This window comes from Achromobacter sp. 1012554356, assembly GCF_059760815.1.
Window position 1 is genome coordinate 20,708 of record NZ_JCBANC010000020.1, and the last position, 19,721, is coordinate 40,428.

A 19,721-nucleotide genomic window follows, 5' to 3' on the forward strand; every position below is an offset into this window, starting at 1 on the left:
GTGTGGAACGACGCTCGTACTACCAACCTGATCGCCAACACGCTCGCCGTGCTGGCGGTTGCCGCCATGCTCATCGCGGGCGTGGTGTGGGTAGCGCAGCGTCCGTATTTCACGCTGTCGGCGATCGAGCTGGAATCAATGCCGGACACCGAGCTGCACTACGTGTCGACGGGCGCCGTGCGCTCGGCGATCGCGGGCCGCGTGAAGGGCAACTTCTTCACGGTGGACCTGGACGACGCGCGAGAGATCTTCGAATCGGTGCCGTGGGTCCGGCATGCCACCGTGCGGCGGATCTGGCCGAACGTGCTGCGCGTGCGCATCGAAGAGCAGCAGCCCCTGGCGCTGTGGAACGAAAACCAGATGATCAACACCTGGGGCGAGGCGTTCACGGCCAACACGGGCGAGGTGGACGACGATACGGTGCTGCCGCAGTTCTCCGGACCCGACGGCACGGAGGCGCTGGTCGTGCAGCGCTATGCCGAATTGGCGCGCTGGTTCGCGCCGCTGGACATGCATGTGGAAAAGTTGGAACTGAGCCCGCGTTACGCCTGGCGCGTCGTGCTTTCCAACGGCATGCTGCTGGACCTTGGCCGCGATCCGGGCGCCGATGCGCCGGACCCGCATGGCCTGCCCGGCGCCTTGCCGTTCGCGGCTCGTATTCAACGCTTTGTGCAGGCGTGGCCCACCGTGGCGGGACGCCTGGAAGGGCGTTCCATCACGCAGGCCGACCTGCGATATCCGAATGGTTTCGCCCTGGCGCTGGCCCCGTTGCCCGCGTCGGAAACCAAATCCAAATCCACACCGAAACCTCCCAAGAAACGCTAACGCCATGACCCGTGACATCAAGGACCTTATCGTCGCCCTCGATATCGGCACCAGCAAGGTGGTGGCTGTGGTGGCTGAAATCCTGCCTGAAGGCCGCTTCGAAGTGCTAGGCCTGGGCCAGCACGAATCGCGCGGCATGCGCAAGGGCGTGGTCGTCAATATCGAGACCACTGTGAATTCCATCCAGCGCGCGCTTGAAGAAGCCGAGCTGATGGCAGATTGCAAGATTCGAGACGTCTACACCGGCATCGCCGGCAGCCATATCCGCAGCTTCAATTCCAGCGGCATGGTCGCCGTGAAGGACAAGGAAGTCACCGCCACCGACGTCGCCCGCGTCATCGAGACCGCCAAGGCGGTGAACATCCCGACCGACCAGCAGGTGCTGCACGTGCTGACGCAGGAGTTCATCGTCGACGGCCAGGAAGACATCCGCGAACCCATCGGGATGAGCGGCCTGCGCCTGGAAGTGCGCGTGCACATCGTGACAGGCGCGGTCAGCGCCGCGCAGAACATCGTCAAGTGCGTGCGCCGCTGCGGCCTGGAAGTGCAGGACCTGATCCTGCAGCCGCTCGCCTCCAGCCTGGCCGTGCTGACGGCTGACGAAAAGGAACTGGGCGTCGTTCTCGTCGATATCGGCGGCGGCACGACCGACGTGGCCATCTTCACCGGCGGCGCAATCCGCCACACCGCCGTGCTGCCCATCGCCGGCGATCAGATCACCAACGACATCGCGGCGATGCTGCGCACGCCCACGCCCGATGCCGAAGAAATCAAGCTGCGCTACGGCGTCGCCAAGCAGGTGCTGGCCAGCCCGGAGGAGTCCGTGGAAGTGCCGGGCCTAGGCGACCGCGGCCCCCGCCAGGTCAAGCGCCAGGCGCTGGGCGCGGTGATCGAGCCGCGCGTCGAAGAACTGTTCACGCTGGTGCAACAGGTGGTGCGCGATTCCGGCTACGAGGACCTGCTGGCTTCCGGCGTGGTCCTGACCGGCGGATCCGCGCAGCTGCCCGGCATGATCGAACTGGCCGAGGACGTGTTCCTCAAGCCGGTTCGCGTGGCGGTGCCCGAGTACGAAGGCAGCCTTGCCGACGTGATGCGCAATCCGCGCTTCTCGACGGTGATGGGGCTGCTGCAGGAAGCGCGCATGCAGCGTGTGCGCGGCCGCAAGGTGGCTGCGCAGACGGGCAACTTCAAGAGCCTGCTTGCGCGCATGAAGGAGTGGTTTATGAATTAAAGGGTGCAGGTTGGGGCCTGCTCCTTGGTGCGAACCGCGGCAGTTTTGCGGGGAGCGCCAGAAAGAGGAGGCGTCTCAAACCCGTGGCGGGCCTATGTAGCCGGCGTCGGCTTTGAGGCGATTCACAAAAGATAGGTTGTCGGGGAATTTTTGTGATTTGCAAAATCGGACTTGTGAGGGAGTCATCATGATGAACTTTGAGATGCTTGAGAACAACACCAAAGGGACCGTAATCAAGGTCGTTGGTGTGGGTGGTGCGGGCGGCAATGCCGTGGCGCACATGATTCGCAGCGGTGTGCACGGGGTGGATTTCATCTGCGCCAATACCGATGCGCAAGCGCTGGCGGCAACCAATGCGCCGGTGCAGATCCGCCTGGGCCGGACCGGCCTTGGCGCGGGCGCCAAGCCCGAGCAGGGACGCGCGTCGGCTGAAACCGCGCGTGAGGAAATCCGCGCCGCGCTGAACGGCGCGCACATGGTCTTCATCACCGCGGGCATGGGCGGCGGCACCGGTACCGGTGCAGGTCCGGTCGTGGCCGAAGTGGCGAAGGAACTGGGCATCCTGACCGTGGGCGTGGTCACCAAGCCTTTCACCTTTGAAGGCAACAAGCGCCTGAAGATGGCCGAGGACGGTATCTCGGAACTGGCCAAGCACGTGCATTCGCTCATCGTGGTGCTCAACGAGAACCTCTATGAACTGATGGACGAGGACGCGACGCAGGAAGACTGCTTCCGTTCGGCCGACGACATCCTGCACAACGCGTGCGCGGGTATCGCGGAAATCATCAACGTCGAAGGCAACGTCAACGTCGACTTCGAAGACGTCAAGACGATCATGGGCGAGCAGGGCCAGGCCATGATGGGCACGGCGTCGGCATCGGGCGCGGATCGCGCACGTGTTGCCGCCGAGCACGCCATTGCTTGCCCGCTGCTGGAAGGCGTGGATCTGAACGGCGCGCGTGGCGTGCTGGTCAACATCACCGCCAGCCGCTCGCTGAAGATGCGCGAAACGCGCGAAATCATGGAAACGATCCGCAGCTACGCTTCGGACGACGCGACCGTGATCTTCGGCACCGCCTACGACGAGTCCATGGGCGAAAACCTGCGTGTCACGGTGGTTGCAACCGGCCTTGGCCGCGCGCAAGCCCGTCCGCAATTGGTGCAGACCACCGCTGAAGTGCTGCGCACCGGCACCGACAACATGCCCATGGGCACGATGCCGGCCGGTCAAGGCGGTGATTACCGCAATCTGGACATGCCGTCTGTCATGCGCAATCCGCGCAGCCAGGCGTCGGCCCAGGTGCGCGCGCTGGAAAGCTCGGGGATGGATCATTTCGACATCCCGGCCTTCCTGCGTAAGCAGGCGGACTGAACCTAGAGCCGGTCAACGGCTCTAACTGCACTCCCTCATCTCCGGCTCGCCTGTCCCCACGGGCGAGCCGGAGGCAGAGCGGTCCGTGTTTCCCTTGCACGTTAAATAAGGGACGGAGGTTTCGGTCGGTCTGAGCGCCAGTTTGAATGGCGGCAAGGATCGGACAGCGTTACAATACTTCGGTTACGCCGGCAATCCGTACTTATCTTGCCGGCTTCCGGGTTCAAAATTCCAAGTCTCATGTTCCGACAGCGCAGCATCCAGAATCTCGTCCGCACGACAGGCGTCGGCGTCCACTCAGGACGGCGGGTAGAGCTCACCCTGCGTCCGGCACAGCCCAATACCGGCATCGTCTTTCACCGTGTGGATCTGCCGCAGGTCGTTGACCTGCCCGCGCAAGCCACGGGCGTGGGCGATACCCGCATGGCGTCCGTGCTGCAGCAGGGCAATGTTCGCGTGTCGACCGTGGAGCATCTCATGTCGGCGTTGGCCGGCCTGGGTATCGACAACCTGCACGTCGACCTCACTGCCGAAGAAGTCCCCATCATGGACGGCAGCGCGGCGACGTTTGTGTACCTGTTGCGCTCGGCGGGCATCGTCGAGCAGAACGCGCCCAAGCAATTCATCCGTGTCCTGAAGCCGGTGGAAGTGCGTGAAGGCGAAGGACGCACCGAGAAATGGGCCCGTCTCGAACCCCATGAAGGGTACGCGCTGGCCTTCTCGATCGACTTTCGCCACCCCGCCATCGACTCCACGGCAAATTTTGCCGAAATCGATTTCGCCACGCATTCGTACGTGCGCGAGATCGCGCGGGCACGCACGTTTGGTTTCGTGAATGAAGTCGAGGCCTTGCGGTCGATGGGCCTGGCCCGCGGCGGCAGCCTGGATAACGCCATCGTCATGGACGAGTACCGTGTGCTGAACAGCGACGGGCTGCGTTACGACGATGAATTCGTCAAGCACAAGATCCTGGACGCCATCGGCGACCTGTATCTGCTGGGCAAACCGCTGGTGGCGCGCTATGTGGCGTGCAAGTCAGGCCACGGCCTGAACAACCAGCTCGCCCGCGCGCTGCTCGAGCAGCGCGACGCCTGGGAAATCGTCACGTACGAATCGCAGGCAGAAGCGCCCCAGGCGTTTCGCCACGAATGGAAGCTGGCCTGACGCCAGGCTTTCCGCTGAACCCGCGCAGGGGCCTGACCCCAATCCCGCGCGGGTTTCGGTTTAGATTCCCGCCTGGGTTTCTACTTTGGGACGACGCTGGCCGTCATCCCCTCGCGCGGTAGTCGCAATCCGGTAGCAAACCATCCGGCCATCGGTCTGAAAAGTTGGTTTCGCGACGTTTCCGGACCCCCGAGTTGCCGGACAAAGCCCGGTTGCTCAGCTACTCTTGTGATGCCTCAAGAGCTTGGCGACAGCATCGGCCAACGGACCCGGCCGCAGATTGTCGTGCAGCGTTTCGAACGCGCCCAATGCCTTGTCGTTCAGGGGCTGCGCCTCTTTGGGAGGGCGCGGCTGACGGGCGCCGGGCTTGGGTAACCCGGCTTGTACCTTGATGGCAATTTCGTTAAGGTTCCAGCCCTGGTCCGCCAGTGACCGCGCGATGCGCGGCGCCAACTGACGCATCTTGGCCGCGTGCGCGGCGGTGGGCACCACCAGATGCAGACACAGGTTTTCCAGCTTGGCGACCTGGCACACAGCACCCAGCGGAGCGGGCAACACCGCCGCCACCGCGTACTGAATTTGCAGATGCTTGCGGGCAGTCGCCAATACACCGGCGCCCCGCATGTCATGACCCAGCCATCCCAGGGCGGTATTTTCACCGCGCCGGCTGGTACTGGAACGTTGACGGTATGAAGCGGGTCTATTCATGCCGGCTTTAAAAGAATTAGGAAGCAAACCTTGAAGATCGTGATTATGCACGCCCGGGACGGGCAGGACGGGCATCTCACCCTGGGCGGCGCGCGACTGGCGTTGTTTCTGGGGGGCGCCTTGATTACCGCGGCCATTTTTGGCGCAGCGCTTCAACGATACATCACTCCCATCCTTCCCGCCGTCCACACGATGGGATGGCCGCTTTCCGAGCAGCCTGGGCGCGACGCCGATTTCCTGCGTGAAAACATGAATCTGCTGGCCTCGAAGGTGGGCGCACTGCAGGCCAAGCTGGTCAGCATTGACGGCCTCGGCCAGCGCGTGGCCAAGGTGGCGGGCGTGGCTTATACCGACCCCGAATTGGCTCAGCAGCTTGCGTCGGCGCAGCCTGAGGCGCCGGCTCACCCCGAAGCCACGCAGGTCATGGACGACCTCTTCACCGACCATCCGCCGCCCAGCGCGGCGTCGGCCGAGGCGTTGGGCCGGCAGCTCGACGAGATCCAGGCACGGCTGTCGCAGCAGACCGACAACCTGAAGCTGCTGGATGCGGCGCTCACCAAGCGTTCGGCGGATCAGGCGCGCATGCCGACCGCCATGCCGATCACCGATTACCCCTATCTATCGTCTTCGTATGGCTGGCGCCGCAACCCGGTGACGGGCCGCTCGGCCATGCACGAAGGGCTGGATTTCGCCGCGCCCTCGGGCACGCCGATCCTGGCCGCGTCCGGCGGCGTGGTGCTCGAGGCCAAGTGGGCCCCCGGCTTTGGCAACATGGTCGAAATCGACCACGGCGACGGCCTGATCACCCGCTATGCCCATGCGTCCTCGTTGCTGGTCAAACAGGGCGATCTGGTTGAGCGCGGCCAGCAGGTGGCGCGCGTGGGCAGTTCCGGCCGATCTACCGGGCCGCACCTGCATTTCGAGGTCCGTCTTGCCGGGCAGCCGCTGGATCCGCGCCTCTTTCTGGGGCCCCAGCCTCAGCACGCGCCGCCCACGGTCGCGCAAGCCGCCGCGCCGTGAACCCTTCGCGGGTTGGCCGGTCAAACCGGCCAACAGTGCTACCCTGGTCATAGGTCCAGGCTATTACGCTCCAGGTGCGTTAAACTGGTTCGTTTCCCAGCGGACCCCCGCTCAACCAATAACATCAAGTCACGGGTGACGCTGCCCCAGGCGCTTTCGGGTGTGGTGTGGCTCGTGCGGCCGACATACGCATGGTTTCTCTGCTCAAAAAACTCATAGGTAGCCGCAACGACCGGCTGCTTAAGCAGTATCGCAAGCTGGTAACCCAGATCAATGGGCTCGAACCCAAGATCTCCGCGCTCTCCGACGCGGAACTGGCGGCCAAGACCGACGAATTCCGATCCCGCCACGCCCAGGGCACGTCCCTGGACGATCTGCTTCCCGAAGCGTTCGCCGTTGTGCGCGAAGCCGGCAAGCGGGTGTTCGGCATGCGGCACTTCGACGTGCAGATGCTGGGCGGCATCGCCCTGCATAACGGCAAGATCGCCGAAATGCGCACGGGTGAAGGCAAGACGCTCATGGCGACGCTGCCCGTCTACCTGAACGCCATCGCCGGCAAGGGTGTGCACGTGGTCACGGTGAACGACTACCTGGCCCGCCGCGATGCCGAATGGATGGGGCGCCTGTACCGGTTCCTGGGCATGTCCACGGGCGTGGTGGTGCCGCAGCAGCCGAACGAGGAAAAGAAGGCCGCGTACGCCGCCGACATCACGTACGGCACCAATAACGAATTCGGTTTCGACTACCTGCGCGACAACATGGAATTCCGTGTTGAGGACCGCCGCCAGCGCGTGCTGTTCTACGCCATCGTCGACGAAGTGGACTCGATCCTGATCGACGAGGCCCGCACGCCGCTGATCATCTCCGGCCAGGCCGAAGACCACACCGAACTCTACGTCCGCATGAACGCAGTGCCGCCGCTGCTCACGCGCATGGCGCACGAGCCCAAGCCGCAAGAGCCTGAACCCGAAGGCGATTACTGGGTCGACGAAAAGAGCCAGCAGGTCTACCTGTCGGAAGCCGGTCACGAACACGCCGAAGGCATTCTTGCCCGTCTGGGCATCCTGCCCGAAGGCGAATCGCTCTACGACCCGCGTCACATCGCGCTGATGCACCACCTGATGGTGGCGCTGCGTGCCAACACCCTGTTCTTCCGCGACCAGCAGTACGTCGTGCAGGACGGTGAAGTGGTGATCGTGGACGAATTCACGGGCCGCCTGATGGTGGGCCGCCGCTGGTCCGATGGTCTGCACCAGGCCGTCGAAGCCAAGGAAGGCGTGAAGATCCAGCACGAGAACCAGACGCTGGCGTCGATCACGTTCCAGAACTACTTCCGCATGTACGAAAAGCTGTCCGGCATGACCGGTACGGCCGACACGGAAGCGTACGAATTCCAGGAAATCTACGGGCTCGAAACGGTCATCATCCCGACCAACAAGCCCATGGTCCGCAAGGATCAGAACGACCAGGTCTTCAAGACCGACGGCGAGAAGTACAACGCCATCCTCGAAGACATCCGCGATTGCCACGAGCGCGGCCAGCCCGTGCTGGTCGGCACCACCAGCATCGAGAACTCCGAGCTGCTGTCCGGCCTGCTGAAGAAGGCCAAGCTGCCGCACGAGGTCCTGAACGCCAAGCAGCACGCCCGCGAAGCCGAGATCGTGGCCGAAGCCGGCAAGCCGGGTCACATCACGATCGCCACCAACATGGCCGGTCGCGGTACCGACATCGTGCTGGGCGGCAGCGTCGACAAGCAGGTCGACCTGATCCGCGCCGACGAATCGCTGTCCGAAGCCGAAAAGACGGCGCGCATCGACAAGATCCGCGCTGAATGGAAGCCGCTGAACGACCAGGTCAAGGCCGCGGGCGGCCTGCGCATCATCGGCACCGAGCGCCATGAATCGCGCCGTATCGACAACCAGCTTCGTGGCCGTGCCGGCCGCCAGGGCGATCCGGGCTCGTCCCGCTTCTACCTGTCGCTGGAAGATTCGCTGATGCGCATCTTCGCGGGCGACCGCGTGCGCGCCATCATGGAACGCCTGAAGCTGCCCGAGGGCGAGCCCATCGAGGCCGGCATGGTCACGCGTTCGATCGAGACCGCGCAGCGCAAGGTGGAAGGCCGCAACTTCGACATCCGCAAGCAATTGCTGGAATACGACGACGTCTCCAACGACCAGCGCAAGGTGCTGTACTCGCAGCGCAATGACGTGCTGGAAGCCTCCAGCGTCGGCGCCACCGTGCAGAACCTGCGCGATGCCGCGGTGACCGATCTGTTCAACACGTACGTGCCGCCGGAATCGGTGGAAGAACAGTGGGACATCCCGGCGCTGCAAAAGGCGCTTGAAGCCGACTGGCACCTGCATCTGCCGCTGACGGAGATGCTGGAAAAAGAACCCAACCTGAACGACGAAGAACTGCGCGAACGCGTGGTTGCTGCGGCGCGCGATGCGTACCAGGCCAAGGTCGACCAGGTGGGCGAGGAATCGTGGTCGCAGTTCGAGCGCTCGATCATGCTGCAGGCGATCGACACGCACTGGCGCGAGCACCTGTCCGCGCTGGATTACCTGCGTCAGGGCATCCATCTGCGCGGCTATGCGCAGAAGAATCCCAAGCAGGAATACAAGCGCGAAGCCTTCGAGCTGTTCTCGGGCATGCTGGAACGCGTCCGCGACGACGTGGTGAAGGTGCTGATGACGGTGCGCGTGCAGTCGTCGGAACAGGTCGAGCAGGCCGAAGCCGAAGCGGCGCAGTCGCATGTGCAGAACGTGCAGTATCACCACTCCGACTACGACGAGGCGCTGGCTTCCGATGCGCAGGAGACGGGTGCGCAACCCGCGCGCAACGCACTGCCCAAGGTCGGCCGCAACGATCCGTGCCCGTGCGGCAGCGGCAAGAAGTACAAGCAGTGCCACGGTAAGTTGGTCTGATAAAAGGGGTTAGCCTTCATGCTGCATTCCGTTGGCCGCACTGAATTCGACCACGCCGTCGTCATGGTGCGCGACCGGCTGGATGCGCTGGCGCCCCATTACGAACGGCAGGGTTTTCATCTCAGCGACAAGGCTGTGCACAACCTGGGGTCGTGCAATCGCCTGATCGTGCTGGAAGGCACGTACGTCGAACTGCTGGGCTGGCCGCCGGGCGCGCCGCCCGCGCGCAAGGAAATTGCCGATTCGCCGTTTGGGCTGGAAGCGCTGGTGTTCCGGACCTATGACGCCGAGGCCACCTACAAGCGGCTGCAGGATGCCGGCTTTGCCGTCAATCCCGTGCAAGAACTGACCCGTCCGGCCATGCTGGACGGTCAGGAAGTCCAAGCCCGTTTCCACACCGTGCGCTTTGCCGAGCAGCCCTTGCCTGGCATCCGCATGTATTTCTGCCGGCACCTGACGCCCGAGTGCGTCTGGTCCCCCGATCTGATGGCGCATCCCAATGGCGCCCGCAGCCTGCAACGCATCGACGCGCGCGCGGCGGACGCCCGTGGCGTGGCCGAGCGTCTGGCGCTGGTCGCCGGGGTGACTGCCGAAGCCGCCAACGGCGGGTGGGACGTGCCGTTGGCGAACCTGCGTATTCACGTCCAGCAGGACGACACTGCGCAGACGCCGGTCCTGTCCACGCTGACCCTCGAGAATCGCGACGGCGCGCACTACACGCTGGACACTGGGCTGTAGGCCGTCGCCGTCCAACCGTCCCCCGCGACTAGCCCGCCTCTACAGGCGGGCTTTTTCATGCCTGGCGGTTGCTTCCGGATCTGGGGTTCCGCTCGGGTAGAACGCCACGCGCTTCGGGCAAACCCGGGTTGCTGCTCAAAGTGTATGCACTTTAGTATGCACTTCATTCCGACTGGAACTTTGCCACAGGCGATCCGGTATGACGCTGTCCCAACCCGCAACTCGACCCGCGACCCAATCCACTCCCCGCGCGGCCCGCACCTCGGCCGGGCAGGCGGAGCTGTATGGCGCCGTCAAGGCCATGGCGGTGCGGTTTGAGTTCAAGCCGGGCGAACGCATCAACGAAGTCGAGCTGGCGCGCCGGCTCAATGTAAGCCGCACACCGCTGCGCGAGGTACTGAACCAGTTGATGGTCGAGGGGTTTCTGACGCGCTCGGTCAACCGCGGCTTCATCGCCCGCCTGCTGGACGCCAAGCAGATCCACAGCCTCTACGAATACCGCGCGGTGCTGGAAGCCGGCATCGTGCGCGCGGCTTGCGAGCGCGCCACCGACGAGGAGCTTGCCAGCCTGCGCGCCTTCGTCGAACGTTCGCGCGACGAGCCCGACGACAGCGATGCGGCCCGGCTGCTGGAACTGGACGAAGCCTTTCACCTGGCGCTGGCCCGCTACTCCCGCAACGACGAATTCGTGCGTGCGCTGGAAAGCGTCAACGCGCGCATTCATTTCGTACGCTGGATCGACATGCAGCAAGGGCGCCGCAGCCATACGCAAGGCGAACATCTGCGCATCGTGGACGCGCTGCAAAAGCGCGACATCGAGGCCTTGCCCGGCCTCATCAGCGCGCATATCGGCCGGCGGCTGGACCAGATCACCGATGTCATACGCACGGGTTTCTCAACGATTTACATGCGGGACCAGGCCGAACCCGCCACGGCAGTGCCGGCCAACACCACAACAGCAGGGGAAAACTGATGAATAGAACGATCAAGCGGACGCTGGCGGCGGTATGCACGCTGGCCGCGGCCGGGGGCGCCTTTGTCGCCGCGCCGGCGATGGCCGAGGAACGGCCGCTGATACTCGTCGTGCCGTATCCGCCGGGCGGCAGCACCGACATCCTGGCGCGCATCCTGCAGCCGCGCCTGTCGCAGCAGATGGGCGGCCGCGCGGTGGTCGTCGAGAACCGTCCGGGCGCCGCCAGCCAGATCGCCACGGCGTTCGTCGCGCGGGCCGAGCCGGACGGCAACACGCTGCTGGTCAGCTTCGACAACCACGGCATCAATCCGGCCGTGAAGCCCAAGCTGCCGTACGACACGTTCAAGGACTTTGTCGCCATTGGGCAGACGGTGCGCTTTCCGCTGGTGATCGGCGCAAATCCGAGCGTGCCTGGGGACAACCTGAAGGAGTTCCTGGCGGCGGCCGCCAAGCAGCCGCCCAACAAGTTCAACTATGCGTCCACGGGCGTGGGTTCGCTGAACCACCTGGCGCCGGAAGAGCTCAAGCGGCTGTCCAAGGTCGAGCTGTTGCACGTGCCTTACGGCGGCGGCGGACCGGCCATCCAGGCTGTGGTCGGCGGGCAAGCCAACATGACGTGGCTGAGCTTTGCGGCGCTACGCGGCCAGATTCAGGGCGGCAAGATCAAGCCGCTGGCCGTCGCGGGCGAAAAACGCCTGCCCGAGCTGCCCAACGTGCCGACCGTGGCCGAATCGGGCTTCCCGGGCTTCGTCGCCTATTCGTGGAGCGGCATGTTCGCCCCGAAGGGCACGCCCGAAGCCACCGTCAAGAAGCTGACGGCCGATTTCCAGGCGGTGCTGGCCGATCCCGAGATCAAGAAGAAGGTCACGGAAGCCGGCTTCGAGATCGTGGCTTCCGATGGTCCGGCGCTTGATGCGTACGTGAAGTCGGAATACGACCGCTGGAGCGCCTTCATCAAGAGCAGCAAGATCAATCTGGATAACTGAACGGCGTCGGGCCGGGGCGGCTGACCGCCGCCCCGGCCCGGCTCCCGAATTACGTGGAGATGACATGGAACACATGAACGGCGCCGAAGCGATGGTGCGGATGCTGCAACACAACGGCGTCAAACATATCTTTGGCCTGTGCGGCGACACCACCTTGCCGCTTTATGACGCGCTGTACCGCCTGGATCACGGCATGCAGCACATCCTGACGCGCGACGAGCGCAGCGCGGCCTACATGGCCGACGCCTATGCCCGCGTGACCGGCAAGGTCGGCGTGTGCGAAGGCCCGAGCGGCGGCGGTGCGACCTATCTGCTGCCCGGCCTGGTCGAAGCCAACGAATCGTCGATTCCCGTGCTGGGCATCACGTCGGACGTGGCCGTCGGCTCGCGCGGCAAGTATCCGCTGACCGAACTGGACCAGGAGGCGCTCTACCGCCCGCTGACCAAGTGGAACCGCACGATCGACCGCGCGGACCAGATCCCCGGCATGGTGCGCGCGGCCTTCCGCGCCATGACGACCGGCAAGCCCGGCTCGGCGCACCTGTGCTTTCCCTATGACGTGATGAAGCAGGAAGTGGATGCGTCCGACGTGTGGGCGCAGCCGGAGCACAGCAGCTTCCCGGCCATGCGCTTCGCGCCGGATCCCGCCGACGTGGCGCGCGCCGCGCAACGCCTGGTGGCGGCGCGCTCGCCGGTGATCATCTGCGGCGGCGGTGTCGTCATCGCCGGCGCCTGCGGCGCGCTGCAGGAAGTCGCCGAGGCCCTGAAGGCTGCGGTGTGCGTGACGGTGAGCGGGCAGGGCAGCCTGGCCGACACCCATCCGCTGAACGCGGGCGTGGTCGGGTCGAACGGCGGCGTGATGGCCACGCGCGATGTGGTCGCGGCTGCCGACGTGGTGCTCTTCGTGGGTTGCCGCGCTGGGTCGACCTCGACCGAGCACTGGCGCTTCCCGAACCGCAACGTGCCGATCCTGCACATCGACATCGACCCGATGGTGATCGGCGCCAACTACCTGACCGAAGTGGGTCTGGTGGGCGATGCCAAGCTGGCGCTCGAAGCGTTGTCCGCCGAAGTGCAGGCGCGCATCAAGCACCGGCCCTCCGACGCGGCCGACGGTGCGGTGCTGGCCGGACGCGCCAAGGAAGCGCGCCGCGCGCAGCTTGAGCCGCTGGCCGCCAGCCTGGATGCGCCCATCCGCCCCGAGCGCGTGGTGCAGTCGCTGAACCGCCTGCTGCCTGACGACGCGGTGGTCTGCGCGGACCCGGGCACGCCGTGCCCGTACTTTTCGGCCTATTACGACGTCTCGCGTCCTGGCCGCCACTTCATCACCAACCGCGCCCACGGCGCGCTGGGCTTTTCGATGTCGGCGGCGCTGGGCGCCTGGGTCGGCCGTCCGCAATCGAAGTGCGTGTCGGTGATGGGCGACGGCAGCTTCGGCTTCACGGTGGGCGAGCTGGAAACCATCGTGCGCCACAAGGCGCCGCTGCTGATGGTGGTGTTCTCGAACTCGGTCTATGGCTGGATCAAGGCCAGCCAGAAAGCCGGCTACGACAAGCGCTACTACAGCGTGGACTTCAACCGCACCGACCATGCGCGCATCGCCGAAGCCTATGGCGTGAAGGCGTGGCGCGTCGAGGACCCGTCCAAGCTGGACGCCGCGATCAAGGCCGCCATGGAGCACGATGGCCCCGCGCTGATCGACGTGATCGCGCAGCCGCTGCAGGACACCGCCGCGCCCGTGAGCCAATGGATGGGCTGATGCGGTAACCGCGTCGCGCTGCATAGCCGATGGGGCCCTTCGCGGGGCCCCATTTTTATTGGCCGGACGGATCAGAAAAAAATTCCCTGGCGGCGGGCGCGCTCCTATACTGGACCGCTTCGGCGCGGCGGTCCGCGGAGGTCCGGCGCCATCAACGCGACAGCAGAGAGGGCAGGCATGGACCTGGGGATCAGCGGCAGGAAGGCATTGGTGTTTGGCGGCAGCCGCGGCATGGGGCGCGCCTGCGCCCTGCAGCTTGCGCGCGAGGGCGTGGCGGTGACCATCGCGGCGCGCAACCCGCAGACGCTTGAGCAGGCCGCCGCCGAGATATCGCGCGAAACCGGCATCGGCGTGGGCTGGGTGTCGGCCGACCTGACGCTGCCGCAGGGACGCGACGCGGCCATCGCCGCCTGTCCGCATCCCGACATCCTCATCAACAACGCCGACGGCCCGCTGCCGGGCGACTTCCGCGACTGGTCGCGCGATGAGTGGATCGCCGCGCTCGACGCCATGATGCTGGGACCGATCGACATGATCCGCCGCGTGGTGGACGGCATGGTCGAGCGCCGGTTCGGCCGTATCGTCAATATCGTGTCGCGCAGCGTGAAGGCGCCGCATGCCGAGCTGGGACTGTCCAACGGCGCGCGCTCGGGCCTGATCGGCTTCGTGGGCGGCCTGGCGCGCCAGACGGTGCGGCACAACGTCACCATCAACAATCTGCTGCCCGGCGCTTTCGCCACCGATGCGCAGACCCGGCACATCCAGGGCATGGTGGAGCAGGGCGGCAAGACGTTCGAGCAGCTGTGGGACGAACGGGCGCGCAGCAATCCCGCCGGCCGGTATGGCCAGCCCGAGGAACTGGGTGCGCTGTGCGCGTATGTCTGCTCGGCGCACTCGGGTTACATGACGGGGCAGAGCCTGCTGATCGACGGCGGCGGCTACCCCGGGACCTATTGATGGCGTCAAGACATCCCATGGACCAGACGGACCTGAAGATACTCGCGCTGCTGCAAAAGGACGCGACCTGCTCGGTCGCGGAAGTGGCCGAACAGGTGAACCTTTCCGTGACGCCGTGCTGGCGCCGGATCCAGAAGCTCAAGGACGACGGCGTCATCGCGCGCAACGCCATCCTGCTTGATCCCCGCGCGCTGGGCCTGAACCTGACGGTGTTCGTGTCCATCCGCACCAGCCAGCACAACGAGAAATGGACGCAAAGCCTGATCAATGCCGTGATGGCCTTGCCCAACGTGGTCGAGTTCCATCGCATGGCGGGCGACGTGGACTACCTGCTGAAGGTGGTGGTCGAGGACATGGCAGCCTATGACCGCTTCTATCGCCGGCTGATCGGCGCGGTGGACCTGCTGGACGTCAGCGCCAGCTTCTCGATGGAAGTCATCAAAAGCACCACGGAATTGCCGCTGGGCGCGGTGTAGCCGCGGGACGCGCAAATTTTTTCCTGAGTCCCCCTCCGCCGCGGATGCAAATTTCTTTCTGCGTGTTGCGCGGGCCCAATCTGGCAATGCTTTTGCGCGGGGCGCGGCGTAGGATATCGCTCACTCCAGTCTTGGAGTGAATTGGGATATCAGAGGACCCTATGTCGTTGGCAGTGCCCGCCGGCTGCGCCGGATTGCAAGAATCGCGGCAAGCAGCATCGGTGGATGACCTCCTGGCCGGCTGGAACGGCGCCGACGACCTGTGGGTGTTCGCCTACGGTTCCCTGATCTGGCATCCCGGCTTTGCCTGGCGCGAGCGGCGCCTGGCCACCGTGCGGGGCTATCACCGGTCGCTGTGCCTGTGGTCGCATGACCACCGCGGGTCGCCCGACAATCCCGGCCTGGTGTTCGGACTGGATCGCGGCGGCTGTTGCCGCGGCGTGGCTTTCCAGATCGCGGCCAGCGACGTGCCGCAAGTCTTTGAAGCCTTATGGCGCCGGGAGATGGTCACGGGTGCCTACCGTCCGCGCTGGCTGACCTGCCACACCGACGCCGCGCCGGTGCGCGGACTGGTATTCCTGTTGAATCGCACCTGCCGCGAGTACGCGGCCGATCTCTGCGACGACCGCCTGCTGACGTCCGTGCGCAATGCGGTCGGGCATTCCGGACCTTGCCTGGACTACGTGGTGGAAACGGCGCGCGCGCTGCGTGCGCATGGCATCGACGACTGGCGGCTGGGCGATCTGGTGCGCAAGCTGGGACACGCGTTCTGACGCGTGTCAGAAATGCCAGCGGCCGAACATGAACAGCACGTTTCCCGCGCCGCTTGAGCCCGGGATGTACGTCGCGTAAAGCATGGCGTCCTTGTAGCCCGCGCTGACCAGCGGCAGGATGCCGGGAAACGGCACGTAGCTCATGATGTCGTGGCGCGCGGTGAGGAATACCGTGTAGCCCGCGCCGAGCCGGAAGTTGTCGCTGACCTGGCCGATCTTCAGAAAGCCATAGCCGGCGATGGGCTGCACCTTGGAGTGCGAGTCCAGAAACGCCATGGCGTACAGGCCCTGCCAGTCGCCGTCCTCGTCGTAGATGCTGCGCCCGTAGCCGCCGCCCCAGGCAAGTTCGCGGAAGCTGTCGATCTTGTCGGCGCTGTATTTGGCGCGGTTGTGCCAGGCCCACCCGCTGACATACAGGTCGTTGCCGCCATCGGTCCAGATCTGGTCGATGCGGTTGCACGCCGACTGCGCCCACGAGGGCATGCCGTCGCAGGCGTGGGCGGAAACGGTGAAAACGGACAACAGCAGGCAAAGCAGCGCGGCGCGGATTCTGGCGGTCATTGCGGCCCCAGGTAAGGATGACAGATCCGTTACTGTAACGGAGTGGGTGTCATCTTCCCTGTCAGCGGGCTGTCACCTGCGGGGCGGCACGGGCTGATTCAGCCCGATGCGGTGTTGGGATGTGGCGGGGGCGCTACAGCAGAAAGATCGTGGCCAGGCCCAGGAAGATGAAGAAGCCAAGCGAATCGGTGGCGAACGTGAGCAGCACCGACGAACCCATCGCCGGATCCTTGCCGAAGCGTGCGCGCACCATGGGCACCAGCACGCCGACCGAGGCGCCGACCAGCATGTTGCAGACCATGGCGGCCATCATCACCAGTGCGATGGACAGCGAACGCGAGATCACCCATGCGAACAGGGCGGCCACGAGGCTGCCGCACAGACCCACCAGCAAGGTCACGAACAGCTCGCGCTTGACGAGTTGCCACAGGTTGCGACCGGTGATCCGGCCCATGGCCAGCGCCCGGATGATGAGCGTCATGGTCTGGTTGCCGGAGTTGCCGCCGATGCCGGCCACGATCGACATCAGGAACGCCAGGATGACGATTTGGCTGACCGTACCCTCGAACTGCGATGCCACGAACGAGGCCGTGGCGGCGGTACAGAGGTTGAACAGCAGCCACGGCGCGCGGTTGCGCAGCGCGGTGCTGACCGGCGCAAAGATGTCTTCTTCCTGCAGACCGGCGCGCGACAGCGCCTGCTCTTGCGAGTCTTCGCGCATCACGTCCACGACGTCGGCGATGGTGACGCGGCCGATCAGCCGGCCCTGGTCGTCCATCACGGGGGCGGAAACCAGGTCGTAACGCTCGAAGGCGCCGGCGGCGTCCGCGTCGGAGTCCAGCGGGTTCAGCGTCAGGAAGTCGGAATTCATGACCGCCCGAACTTCGGTTTCGGGCTCGCTGACCAACAGGCGCGACAAGGGCAGGATGCCCTGCAGCTTGTCCTGGCGGTCCACGACGAAGATCTGGTCGGTGTGGTCGGGCAGTTCGTGCAGCCGACGCAGGTAGCGCAGCACGACCTCGAGCGTGACGTCCTCGCGCACGCGCACCATCTCGAAGTCCATGATGGCGCCCACGCTGTCTTCCGGGTAGCCCATGGCTTCCAGGAGCTGCGCGCGCTCTTCTTCGGTCAGGCCCTTTTGCACTTCGGCCACCACGTCGGGCGGCAGGTCGGGCGCCAGGTCGGCGAGCTCGTCCGCGTCCATGCTTTCGGTCGCGGCGACGAGATCCTTCCGGTCCATCGCTTCGATCAGCGATTCGCGGACCCAGTCTTCGACTTCGAGCAGAACGTCCGCGTCGTGCTCAGGGCTGACCAGCTTCCAGATCGCCTGGCGCTCGTCCTTGGGCAGCGATTCAAGAATAAAAGCGATGTCGGCCGGATGCAGGTTGTCGACAAGCGTCTTGAGCTCGGCCTCGTGTTGGCGATGCACCAGGTCTTCGACCAGTGGGGCCTTGGCGTCGCCTTCTTCCTGGCGGTGAACCAGGCTTTCGACGAGCTGCTGGCGCCGCAGGCGCTCCTGGACCTCCGCGAGAGCGGTCTGGGCGTCTTCCGGGTCGAGGCGGCGGGGCGTCGCGGGCGGTTTCTGCGCGGCGGCGGACTGCGTCATGCGTTACGGCTCAAAGTGTGGGAAGAGGGCGGCTGCGCCGCGCTTCGTCGGTGGCGACATACGTCAGCGTGGCCTCGGTGACCTTGACGACTTCGGCGTCCAGCCGCTGGCGTTCCGCGTAGACCTCGACGGAGACCGTGATGGACGTGATGCCGGTCTTGACGATGGCGGCGTAGAAGCTGAGCAGGTCGCCCACGAACACGGGCTCTTTGAACTGGAAGGCATTGACCGCCACGGTCGCCACGCGGCCGGCGGCACGGCGGGCGGCGGGGATGGACCCGGCGATGTCGACCTGAGCCATGATCCAGCCGCCAAAAACGTCCCCGTGGATGTTCGCATCGGCCGGCATCGGCATGACGCGCAACACCGCGTCGCGATGGGCAGGCAGAGTCGTAAACGGGGTTTTGGTGCTGGAGGTCATGCGGCCGACTCCAATGCTAGAGAACCAGCCGATTATGCAGGAAAAACGAGACGGCGGCGTGCGCGTTGGCGCCCGCCGCCCCGCGCAGCGCGGCGATCAGGTCGCCAGCTTGACGATCCCGTAGCCGCCAGCCAACAGCCAGACGTAAAGGATGAACCCCAGGGCCATCACGCGCGGGCCGGCCTTGCGGATCTGGGCGAAGCGCGTTTCGATGCCCAGCGCGGTCATGGCCATGGTCAGGGCAAAGACGTCGAGCCGGCGGATGGCCGCGACGATATCGGCGGGAATGATGTCGAGCGAATTGATGATGGCCAGCACCAGGAACCCGACGGCGAACCAGGGAATCGGAAGCTTGGCGCTCTTGCCCTGGCCGTCCGCATGGGAGGCGGCGCTGCGCAGGTACATGCCAAGCACCAGCAGCACGGGCACCAGCAGCGCCACGCGGGTCATCTTGACGATGGTGGCGACCTCGGTGGTGGCGGGGTCGATGTTGCTGGCGGCGCCCACGACCTGCGCCACTTCGTGAACCGTGCCGCCGATGTAGATGCCGAGCGCCTGCGTATCGAAGTTCAGCCAGCCGGCGTGATAGAAGACCGGATACAGGAACATGGACAGGGTGCCGAACAGCACCACGGTCGCCACGGCCACGGCGCTCTTGTGGGGGGCGGCGCGCAGCGTGGGTTCGAACGCCAGCACCGCCGCGGCGCCGCAGATGGCGCTGCCCGCGGCGGTCAGCATGGCGGTGTCGCGGTCCAGCCCCAGCAACCGCTGGCCGACCACGGTGCCGATCAGCAGCGTGCCCACCACCACGGCCACCGACACGGCCAGCCCCGGCATGCCGACGGCGGCAATCTGCTGGATGCTGATGTTCAGGCCGTAGAAGGCGACCGCGATGCGCAGCAGGCGGCGGGCGGTGAAGTTGACGCCGACGCCCCAGTCCGCGGGCATGGTGCCGCGCAGGAAGTTGCCGTACAGCATGCCGCAGACGATGCCCACGACCAGCGGCGAAAAGCCGAGCTGGCGGATGAAGGGCAGATCGGCCAGTTGCATCACCGCGCCGGCCATCAGGCCCACGAACAGCACGCCGTTGAGCTTGTCGCGCCACGGGGTGGCCGAGGCGGCCGGGGTTGCGGCGGCCGGCGCTGCGGCAGATGGGGCGGCCGGGCTGGCGGGGAGGGGGACGGCGGTTGTGGTGGAAGTGTTCATTACTGGCCCTTTGGGCAT

General features: G+C 65.5%; 18 protein-coding genes. 13 read left to right on the forward strand and 5 right to left on the reverse strand.

Annotated elements, in window-relative coordinates; all coding sequences use genetic code 11:
* The 4 genes from AC6LJW_RS12635 to lpxC all read left to right on the forward strand — a co-directional run bounded on the left by AC6LJW_RS12635 (position 1) and on the right by lpxC (position 4,592).
* Positions 1 to 825 (forward strand): cell division protein FtsQ/DivIB, encoded by an 825-nt coding sequence (locus tag AC6LJW_RS12635; RefSeq protein ID WP_056569294.1) that lies wholly within the window; start codon positions 1 to 3, stop codon positions 823 to 825.
* Positions 826 to 829: 4 nt separating this feature from the next.
* Positions 830 to 2,056, forward strand: a complete 1,227-nt coding sequence (gene ftsA / locus AC6LJW_RS12640) for a cell division protein FtsA (RefSeq protein WP_056569291.1) — start codon at positions 830 to 832, stop codon at positions 2,054 to 2,056.
* A 187-nt stretch (positions 2,057 to 2,243) separates the two neighbouring features.
* On the forward strand, positions 2,244 to 3,428 hold the full coding sequence (ftsZ, locus tag AC6LJW_RS12645) for a cell division protein FtsZ (protein ID WP_008160099.1): 1,185 nt from the start codon (positions 2,244 to 2,246) through the stop codon (positions 3,426 to 3,428).
* A gap of 240 nt (positions 3,429 to 3,668) precedes the next feature.
* Positions 3,669 to 4,592 (forward strand): UDP-3-O-acyl-N-acetylglucosamine deacetylase, encoded by a 924-nt coding sequence (gene lpxC / locus AC6LJW_RS12650; protein ID WP_056569288.1) that lies wholly within the window; start codon positions 3,669 to 3,671, stop codon positions 4,590 to 4,592.
* 216 nt (positions 4,593 to 4,808) lie between these two features.
* Here the strand turns inward: lpxC and AC6LJW_RS12655 are convergent, their stop codons facing one another.
* Positions 4,809 to 5,216 (reverse strand): DciA family protein, encoded by a 408-nt coding sequence (locus AC6LJW_RS12655; protein WP_082579009.1) that lies wholly within the window; start codon positions 5,214 to 5,216, stop codon positions 4,809 to 4,811.
* A 129-nt stretch (positions 5,217 to 5,345) separates the two neighbouring features.
* On the opposite strand from AC6LJW_RS12655, the gene AC6LJW_RS12660 reads away from it, so the two are divergent.
* From AC6LJW_RS12660 to AC6LJW_RS12700, 9 genes are all read left to right on the forward strand, one after another.
* Complete coding sequence (locus AC6LJW_RS12660) at positions 5,346 to 6,320, forward strand: M23 family metallopeptidase (RefSeq protein ID WP_056569545.1); 975 nt, start codon at positions 5,346 to 5,348, stop codon at positions 6,318 to 6,320.
* Between the two features lie 191 nt (positions 6,321 to 6,511).
* Complete coding sequence (gene secA / locus AC6LJW_RS12665) at positions 6,512 to 9,247, forward strand: preprotein translocase subunit SecA (protein ID WP_105237364.1); 2,736 nt, start codon at positions 6,512 to 6,514, stop codon at positions 9,245 to 9,247.
* Between the two features lie 18 nt (positions 9,248 to 9,265).
* The gene (locus AC6LJW_RS12670; RefSeq protein WP_105237365.1) at positions 9,266 to 9,985 is read left to right on the forward strand and encodes a VOC family protein; all 720 of its coding nucleotides are present in this window, start codon (positions 9,266 to 9,268) and stop codon (positions 9,983 to 9,985) included.
* A gap of 199 nt (positions 9,986 to 10,184) precedes the next feature.
* Positions 10,185 to 10,958 (forward strand): GntR family transcriptional regulator, encoded by a 774-nt coding sequence (locus AC6LJW_RS12675; RefSeq protein WP_498087469.1) that lies wholly within the window; start codon positions 10,185 to 10,187, stop codon positions 10,956 to 10,958.
* A complete protein-coding gene (locus tag AC6LJW_RS12680; protein WP_056569273.1) occupies positions 10,958 to 11,944 on the forward strand; it encodes a tripartite tricarboxylate transporter substrate binding protein in 987 nt (328 codons plus the stop codon). Before AC6LJW_RS12675 ends, AC6LJW_RS12680 begins: the two co-directional genes overlap by 1 nt.
* A gap of 64 nt (positions 11,945 to 12,008) precedes the next feature.
* Complete coding sequence (locus tag AC6LJW_RS12685) at positions 12,009 to 13,703, forward strand: thiamine pyrophosphate-binding protein (protein WP_056569270.1); 1,695 nt, start codon at positions 12,009 to 12,011, stop codon at positions 13,701 to 13,703.
* A 177-nt stretch (positions 13,704 to 13,880) separates the two neighbouring features.
* Positions 13,881 to 14,660, forward strand: a complete 780-nt coding sequence (locus tag AC6LJW_RS12690; RefSeq protein ID WP_056569267.1) for an SDR family oxidoreductase — start codon at positions 13,881 to 13,883, stop codon at positions 14,658 to 14,660.
* Between the two features lie 17 nt (positions 14,661 to 14,677).
* Entirely contained in the window at positions 14,678 to 15,136 is a 459-nt protein-coding gene (locus AC6LJW_RS12695) for an Lrp/AsnC family transcriptional regulator (RefSeq protein WP_056569264.1), read from the forward strand.
* A gap of 161 nt (positions 15,137 to 15,297) precedes the next feature.
* Positions 15,298 to 15,909, forward strand: a complete 612-nt coding sequence (locus AC6LJW_RS12700) for a gamma-glutamylcyclotransferase (protein ID WP_056569262.1) — start codon at positions 15,298 to 15,300, stop codon at positions 15,907 to 15,909.
* A 6-nt stretch (positions 15,910 to 15,915) separates the two neighbouring features.
* Here AC6LJW_RS12700 and pagP read toward each other — a convergent pair whose 3' ends face one another.
* The 4 genes from pagP to AC6LJW_RS12720 form a co-directional block, all read right to left on the reverse strand.
* On the reverse strand, positions 15,916 to 16,470 hold the full coding sequence (gene pagP, locus AC6LJW_RS12705; protein WP_056569259.1) for a lipid IV(A) palmitoyltransferase PagP: 555 nt from the start codon (positions 16,468 to 16,470) through the stop codon (positions 15,916 to 15,918).
* 133 nt (positions 16,471 to 16,603) lie between these two features.
* On the reverse strand, positions 16,604 to 18,076 hold the full coding sequence (gene mgtE / locus AC6LJW_RS12710) for a magnesium transporter (protein ID WP_056569256.1): 1,473 nt from the start codon (positions 18,074 to 18,076) through the stop codon (positions 16,604 to 16,606).
* Positions 18,077 to 18,086: 10 nt separating this feature from the next.
* Positions 18,087 to 18,497, reverse strand: coding sequence for an acyl-CoA thioesterase (locus tag AC6LJW_RS12715; RefSeq protein ID WP_498087470.1), 411 nt, complete (start codon positions 18,495 to 18,497; stop codon positions 18,087 to 18,089).
* A gap of 96 nt (positions 18,498 to 18,593) precedes the next feature.
* Positions 18,594 to 19,703, reverse strand: a complete 1,110-nt coding sequence (locus AC6LJW_RS12720; RefSeq protein ID WP_498087471.1) for a YeiH family protein — start codon at positions 19,701 to 19,703, stop codon at positions 18,594 to 18,596.
* Positions 19,704 to 19,721: the final 18 nt, after the last annotated feature.

Excerpts from the sequence above, each read along its gene's own strand:
- ftsA (WP_056569291.1), top strand. The coding sequence starts at position 830 with ATGACCCGTGACATCAAGGACCTTATCGTCGCCCTCGATATCGGCACC.
- ftsZ (WP_008160099.1), top strand. The coding sequence starts at position 2,244 with ATGATGAACTTTGAGATGCTTGAGAACAACACCAAAGGGACCGTAATC.
- lpxC (WP_056569288.1), top strand. The coding sequence starts at position 3,669 with ATGTTCCGACAGCGCAGCATCCAGAATCTCGTCCGCACGACAGGCGTC.
- AC6LJW_RS12655 (WP_082579009.1), bottom strand. The coding sequence starts at position 5,216 with ATGCGGGGCGCCGGTGTATTGGCGACTGCCCGCAAGCATCTGCAAATT.
- AC6LJW_RS12660 (WP_056569545.1), top strand. The coding sequence starts at position 5,346 with ATGCACGCCCGGGACGGGCAGGACGGGCATCTCACCCTGGGCGGCGCG.
- secA (WP_105237364.1), top strand. The coding sequence starts at position 6,512 with ATGGTTTCTCTGCTCAAAAAACTCATAGGTAGCCGCAACGACCGGCTG.
- AC6LJW_RS12670 (WP_105237365.1), top strand. The coding sequence starts at position 9,266 with ATGCTGCATTCCGTTGGCCGCACTGAATTCGACCACGCCGTCGTCATG.
- AC6LJW_RS12675 (WP_498087469.1), top strand. The coding sequence starts at position 10,185 with ATGACGCTGTCCCAACCCGCAACTCGACCCGCGACCCAATCCACTCCC.
- AC6LJW_RS12680 (WP_056569273.1), top strand. The coding sequence starts at position 10,958 with ATGAATAGAACGATCAAGCGGACGCTGGCGGCGGTATGCACGCTGGCC.
- AC6LJW_RS12685 (WP_056569270.1), top strand. The coding sequence starts at position 12,009 with ATGGAACACATGAACGGCGCCGAAGCGATGGTGCGGATGCTGCAACAC.
- AC6LJW_RS12690 (WP_056569267.1), top strand. The coding sequence starts at position 13,881 with ATGGACCTGGGGATCAGCGGCAGGAAGGCATTGGTGTTTGGCGGCAGC.
- AC6LJW_RS12695 (WP_056569264.1), top strand. The coding sequence starts at position 14,678 with ATGGACCAGACGGACCTGAAGATACTCGCGCTGCTGCAAAAGGACGCG.
- AC6LJW_RS12700 (WP_056569262.1), top strand. The coding sequence starts at position 15,298 with ATGTCGTTGGCAGTGCCCGCCGGCTGCGCCGGATTGCAAGAATCGCGG.
- pagP (WP_056569259.1), bottom strand. The coding sequence starts at position 16,470 with ATGACCGCCAGAATCCGCGCCGCGCTGCTTTGCCTGCTGTTGTCCGTT.
- mgtE (WP_056569256.1), bottom strand. The coding sequence starts at position 18,076 with ATGACGCAGTCCGCCGCCGCGCAGAAACCGCCCGCGACGCCCCGCCGC.
- AC6LJW_RS12715 (WP_498087470.1), bottom strand. The coding sequence starts at position 18,497 with ATGACCTCCAGCACCAAAACCCCGTTTACGACTCTGCCTGCCCATCGC.
- AC6LJW_RS12720 (WP_498087471.1), bottom strand. The coding sequence starts at position 19,703 with ATGAACACTTCCACCACAACCGCCGTCCCCCTCCCCGCCAGCCCGGCC.